5 protein-coding genes are annotated in these 5,926 nt (G+C 43.7%); 2 read left to right on the forward strand and 3 right to left on the reverse strand.

Annotated elements, in window-relative coordinates:
- Positions 1–1,111, forward strand: a 1,111-nt coding sequence (locus tag RAC86_RS34215; RefSeq protein WP_377886586.1) for a sodium-dependent transporter, incomplete at its 5' end; no start/stop codon positions are given.
- 32 nt (positions 1,112–1,143) lie between these two features.
- Here the strand turns inward: RAC86_RS34215 and RAC86_RS34220 are convergent.
- From RAC86_RS34220 to dhaS, 3 genes are all read right to left on the reverse strand, one after another.
- Entirely contained in the window at positions 1,144–1,989 is an 846-nt protein-coding gene (locus RAC86_RS34220; protein ID WP_377886587.1) for a superoxide dismutase, read from the reverse strand.
- Positions 1,979–3,877 carry a sporulenol synthase gene (gene sqhC / locus RAC86_RS34225; protein ID WP_377886588.1) on the reverse strand — a complete coding sequence of 633 codons (1,899 nt, stop codon included), beginning with the start codon at positions 3,875–3,877 and terminating at the stop codon, positions 1,979–1,981. The genes RAC86_RS34220 and sqhC overlap by 11 nt, the downstream gene beginning before the upstream one ends.
- A 100-nt stretch (positions 3,878–3,977) precedes the next feature.
- Positions 3,978–5,465: an aldehyde dehydrogenase DhaS gene (gene dhaS, locus RAC86_RS34230; RefSeq protein WP_064911729.1), complete on the reverse strand. Its 1,488-nt coding sequence runs from the start codon at positions 5,463–5,465 to the stop codon at positions 3,978–3,980.
- A 229-nt stretch (positions 5,466–5,694) separates the two neighbouring features.
- On the opposite strand from dhaS, the gene RAC86_RS34235 reads away from it, so the two are divergent.
- On the forward strand, positions 5,695–5,883 hold the full coding sequence (locus RAC86_RS34235; RefSeq protein ID WP_377886590.1) for a DUF6501 family protein: 189 nt from the start codon (positions 5,695–5,697) through the stop codon (positions 5,881–5,883).
- The last annotated feature ends 43 nt before the right edge of the window (positions 5,884–5,926 follow it).

Consider the following 5,926-nt stretch of genomic DNA (forward strand, 5'->3'; position numbering starts at 1 on the left):
TAAAACACTTGCTCCAGGAACGAAGTGGCATTGGATCGGTTATTTAGGTATGGTGACGTGCTTTATTCTTCTATCTTTCTACAGTGTCGTAGGCGGATGGATTTTAATTTATATTATAAAAGGCTTCACTGGCGGTTTATCGCAAACATCTGGTTTTGATACGATATTTGCAAGTACCATTTCAAATCCTTATTTGGCTGTAGGAGGCCAGCTGCTCTTTATGGTGGTAACAATTTTAGTTGTTGCAAAAGGGGTAAGCAGCGGAATTGAAAAAGCAAGCCAAGTATTAATGCCGGCGCTTTTTCTATTATTCATCATTTTAATGGTGCGTTCGGTTACACTTGATGGCGCGATGGAAGGAATCAAATTTTTCCTGATGCCTGATTTAACTGCAATTGATGCCAATACCATTTTATATGCAATGGGACAATCCTTTTTCTTATTAAGTGTCGGTGTATCTGTCATGGTAACGTATAGCGCTTATTTAGAGAAACAGGAAAATCTGGTACAGTCCGCTGTATCTGTAACTGTTATGAACATGCTTGTTGCTGTAATGGCCGGAATTGCGATTTTTCCAGCTGTCTTTTCATTCGGCCTCAAACCAGACCAAGGCCCGGTTCTGTTATTTAACGTGCTGCCGACTGTGTTTAATCAAATGCCGTTCGGAATTATCTTTTTATTAGCATTTTTACTTCTATTTTTATTTGCTGCATTGACATCTGCTTTTTCAATGCTGGAAATTTTGGTCGCAGTACTGTCGAAAGGCGATGTCAATAAGAGAAAACGATTCGCTTGGTTAGGCGGAATTGCTATTTTTATTGTCGGTGTGCCGTCTGCATTATCATACGGTGTCTTAAGTGACGTCACTATATTTCATCTGTCTATTTTTGATGCGGCCGACTATCTTGTGAGCAATATTTTAATGCCGTTAGGTGCGTTACTGATTTCGATTTTTGTCCCGCTTAAAATACCGAAACAGGATTTGTTTGACGAGCTGAAAAGCGGTTCCAATCTCAAACGAAAGTGGTTTGCGGTTTGGCTGCTGCTCATTCGATATCTATCTCCTGTTGCCATCATCATCGTGTTTTTGCATGTGGTAGGGATTTTTTAAAACACGGAGCCCCCGAGGAAAGGGGGCTTTTTTTAATAGAGCTTCCAAACGACTTCTTTTGCCTGCTCAAAACGTTTTTCAGCCTCGCGCCAATCCACGACATTCCACCAGTGATCGACATAGCTGGCCCGGTCATTTTTGTATTGCAAATAGTAGGCATGCTCCCATACGTCAAGCGGTAAAAGGGGGATTACATCCCATTGGCTTAAGAGCTGGTGTTTTTCTGCCGTTAAAATCTCCAGCCGTCCTGATCGAGGTGCCCAGACCAGAATGGCCCAGCCGACGCCTTCCACTTTTTTAGCGGCTTGGGTAAAATGTTCTTTAAAAGCGGAATAGCTTCCAAATGAAAGGTCTATCATTTGGAACAATGCCCCTGTAGGACGCCGTTTTCCGTTTGGATGCATAGAAAACCAAAAAATACTGTGCAAATAATGGCCTGCTCCATGGAACGCAAGCTCTCTTTCCCAATGAGTGATTAAGTCATAATTCTTTGTCGCTCTCGCTTTTTTAAGCTCTGATTCTGCTTTGTTCAGGCCATCGACATAGCTTTGATGATGTTTTGTATGATGAAGGACCATAATATCGCGTGAAATATAAGGTTCTAAGGCGGAGTATTTGTAAGGAAGCTTTGGCAGCACGTGTTTCCCTATAGGGACATAAGCGCGTCTTTCACTTGTATCATCTGATTCTGTAATATCCCGATAAAGGGCAGCGGCCTGTTTATACCAATCTTCTTCTGTTGTTTGGTCATCTTCCAGAGCCTCAATCATCTCGTTGATTTGATCTTCAAACTGGTCAAGCTGTCCCCGCTTTTGAATCTGGTCTTTCAGGGCTTCACACCAATTGAACATTTCCGTTTGATAAGATTCACGTTTCATTTGCTGTCTCCTTTTTAATAGAATCTAAATACTTTCCGACAGCCAGCAAAGAGAATACAAATGGATAACTGTGATAGCGAATATAAAATTGCTTCGGCAATCCGATCCCTGCTGGATACGCGAGGCTATCGGCGCTATGCGAATTGCTGTCGGTAAGGTATTGCATGCCTTTCACAACAGACGGGTGTTCGGAATTTTCATATGTGAGCAAAGCGTCTAAAGCCCAGGCCGTTTGTACAATGGTTCCTCTATGAAGCGGTACATATGTTTTGATTTCGGCGCTTTTGCAGGATTCTCCCCAGCTTCCGTCATCATTTTGTATGGATTTGAGCCAACGCAGAGCCTTTTGTATACCGGGATGCTTTCGGTCAACCCCGCATGCATGCATACCAGTAAGAGCAGCCCAAGTGCCGTAAATGTAGCAAACACCCCATCTGCCGTACCATGACCCATTTTGCTCCTGATGTTCGAAAAGCCACTTCACAGCGCGTTGAATATGTTGATGTTTTTTTGTGAAGCCAACTTTCTCGCCTAAAAAGTGCAGTACACGTCCGGTGAGGTCGGCGGTTGAAGGGTCAACTGCAGCGTCCTCGGCGGATTCAAGCGGCAGAAGGCGGATCAGTGGGTGGGTCACGTTTTTTTCGAAAGCAGAAAATCCGCCGTCATTGTTTTGCATCGATAAAAGCCAAGATACCCCCCGCTCCCATGCTGCAGGAGAATGATTGCGGGGAATCGCCTTTAAAACGGCTGCAGTGTCGTCACAGTCAGGGTTATTTGTATTAATGTTTGAAAACCCCCAGCCGCCAGGAACTGAATTTGGATTTTTGACAGACCAATCTGCTGTTTTGGTATGCTGGCGTTCTAGCAAAAAGTCGGCTGCTTTTGTAACAGAGCCATCCGTTTCGGTCACACCATTTTTTTGTAGGGCATAGCTGATTAGAGCTGTATCCCAAACAGTTGAAGTAGAGTTTTCCAGATAAGGAACCCCGTTGCATTTAGTCACCAGTGATTTAATGCCGGTAATCGCCCTCCTGATAACAGGAGAATAGCGTGACACACCAAGTGACAGAAGGCTGTAAACCATATATATGGTTGCGCTCGCATAGCTGTATAATGTTCCATCTTTTTCAATCCGGTCCAGCATATACGTTTTAGCTGTCTGTAGGCCCAGCTGCTGAAAAGCAAATGGTGCATGAAAAACGCGTTTCCAATGTGACAAAATAGACGTGAGATCTCTTTCTTCGAAAGCATCAGACCGAAGCCAAGTGAAAGGATTTTTTGTCATGTGCGGATCGAGATGGTGAAGAGATGAAATATTGCGGTTAATAAGGAAAAATCGCTGATTGAGTGTTACAGCCATAGGAGCAAAATGAATACGGGCATATGAGCTGAACTGATAGAAATGAATCGGCAATGTTGGGGGGAGCGCCATGAGTGATAATGGTAAATACAAAGCAGGCCAAGGATAAAGCCCGTTCGCGGCAAGCATCCATTTTGTCATAAAATGAACATGTCTCAAACCGCCATGTGAGATGATAAATTGTTCAGTTTTCTTCATGTGCGGCTCAGATCTGTGAAAACATCCTGAAGCCAGCATCCCGACATATCCTTGGACGGTAGCCGTTAGATTTCCGCGCGTTTCATCGGGATAGTTGATAAATGTGCCGTCTGGCTGCTGTTTTGCATGAATGCCGGCTGCAAGGGATGATATCAGTTCTTTTTCATTTTCGCCTTCATCTAGTGAGGTAAGGAGCAAAATAAAAAAGGAATTTGTCATGATTGGTCCTTCAAAGCAAAATGTCCATGAACCATCAGCATTTTGCATGTTTCTTAACTCCGTAATGGTTTTCTTTTGAAAACGCCTCACTTTCTCCTGAAGTGTGCCCATCACGCTCAACTCCTTCAGAAGCATATATATTCAGCGTCTTTTACTGCCATTACAGAAAGAAAAAAACTGCTGGCAGGCAGCAGTTTTTTAAACATACATGTTAGTCTTCAAGGTTTATCCATACACTTTTGACTTCTGTGTAATTATCCAAGGCATATGATCCCATTTCTCGTCCGAGTCCTGACTGTTTATAACCGCCAAATGGAGACGCCGCGTCAAACACATTATAGCAGTTGACCCAAACGGTTCCGGCTTGAAGACGGTCCGCGATATAGTGAGCCTGCTTGACGTTCTCTGTCCATAGTCCGGCTGCAAGCCCATATTCTGAATGGTTTGCCCGTTCAATAACTTCATCGACTGTTTCGTACGGAATTGCAGTCAGCACGGGTCCGAAAATTTCTTCTTTTGCGATGGTCATTTCGTCTTCAACATTCGCAAACACAGTCGGTGCGACAAAATATCCTGCTTCAAAAGGACAGCTTCCGCCGGTCACTGCTTTTGCTCCTTCATCTTTTCCTTTTTGAATATAGGAAAGAACGCGCTCATGCTGTTCCTTGCTTACGAGAGGCCCGATTTGAGTATCTTTATGAAGTCCCGCTCCTTGGCGGAGTGACTCAGCATAGGATGCCATTTCATCAACAACTTCATCATATTGGTCTTTATGAATGAAGACACGTGAGCCCGCACAGCAGACTTGACCCTGGTTAAACATCACACCGTTTAAAGCGCCCGGGATGGCTTTTTTCAAATTCGCATCCGGCAGAAGAATATTAGGCGATTTTCCGCCCAGCTCCAATGTCACACGCTTAATGCTTTTCGCTGCGGTGGACATGATTTTCTTTCCGATTTCAGTGGAACCGGTAAAGGCAATTTTATCAACCGCTTCGTGGTTCGTCAGCGCTTCTCCCGCATCATCACCGAATCCTGGGATGATGTTGATTACACCGGCAGGGAAACCGGCTTGGTCAATTAATTCTGCCAAATAAAGAGCTGAAAGCGGTGTTTGTTCAGCCGGTTTGAGGACGATTGTACAGCCTGTTGCAAGTGCCGCGCCCATTTTCCACATCGCCATCAGGAGCGGGAAATTCCATGGAATGATCTGGCCGACGACACCGACAGGCTCATGACGCGTATAATTAAAGTAAGCGCCGGAAACCGGAATCGTCTGTCCTGTTATTTTTGTACACCAGCCGGCGTAATAGCGCATATGCTCAATAGCCAGCGGAATATCTCCATTAGTCGTTTCATTGATCGGTTTCCCATTATCAAGTGTTTCAAGCTGAGCAAGCTCAGTTTTATGCTCTTCCATTAAGTCTGCCAGCTTATACATCAGTCTGCTTCTCGAAGCTGGAGACATTGTTCTCCATTCACCTTGGTCAAAGGCTTTCCGGGCAGCTTTAACCGCTTTGTCCACATCCGCAGCCTGGGCTTCATACAGCGTCATCAAGGTTTCGCCGGTCGCCGGGTTTGGAGTGTCAAAGGTTGCCCCTGAGGCACTCGGAACAAACTTTCCGTCAATATAAAGCTTCTTTGTTCCCTGTAAAAATGTCTCCAGCCTTTTCGTCACTTGCATCGTTAAAGAACTCATCCGTAACAAACCTCCAGTCATTTTTTATGGTCTGTTCTGAGATTCTTGGTGATAGCACATTGATTCCTGGATTGAATAGCAGAAATAAGCTGTGATAGTTGCTTCAAACGTAAGCGTATACAAACATTCTATAATAGGAATCAAGGCAAAATCAATGAATAACCGATATTGCAATTTACAAAAGAAAAAAGCTACAATAAGCTTATAGATAAGAAAAGGAGATTTCATCATGATTCATAAAAATTGGCTTGAAAAAGAAACAATTAAAAAAGTAAAGTGTGTGCAGACAAACGCAAAAAAATATATCGTAAACCGCGTTTTAACGCCGGGAAAAGAATATGAAGTAAAAAATGAAACAGAGGAGTTTCTCTTTGTGGTCGACAATACGAATAAAGTCGGCGGCTATTATAAAGAATAATTAGAAGAGATGTATTGCTTCCTTGATGCTGTCTCTTCATCAG

The sequence above is a fragment of the Bacillus sp. LR_5 genome, assembly GCF_042709275.1.

Excerpts from the sequence above, each read along its gene's own strand:
- RAC86_RS34220 (WP_377886587.1), bottom strand. The coding sequence starts at position 1,989 with ATGAAACGTGAATCTTATCAAACGGAAATGTTCAATTGGTGTGAAGCC.
- sqhC (WP_377886588.1), bottom strand. The coding sequence starts at position 3,877 with ATGGGCACACTTCAGGAGAAAGTGAGGCGTTTTCAAAAGAAAACCATT.
- RAC86_RS34235 (WP_377886590.1), top strand. The coding sequence starts at position 5,695 with ATGATTCATAAAAATTGGCTTGAAAAAGAAACAATTAAAAAAGTAAAG.
- dhaS (WP_064911729.1), bottom strand. The coding sequence starts at position 5,465 with ATGAGTTCTTTAACGATGCAAGTGACGAAAAGGCTGGAGACATTTTTA.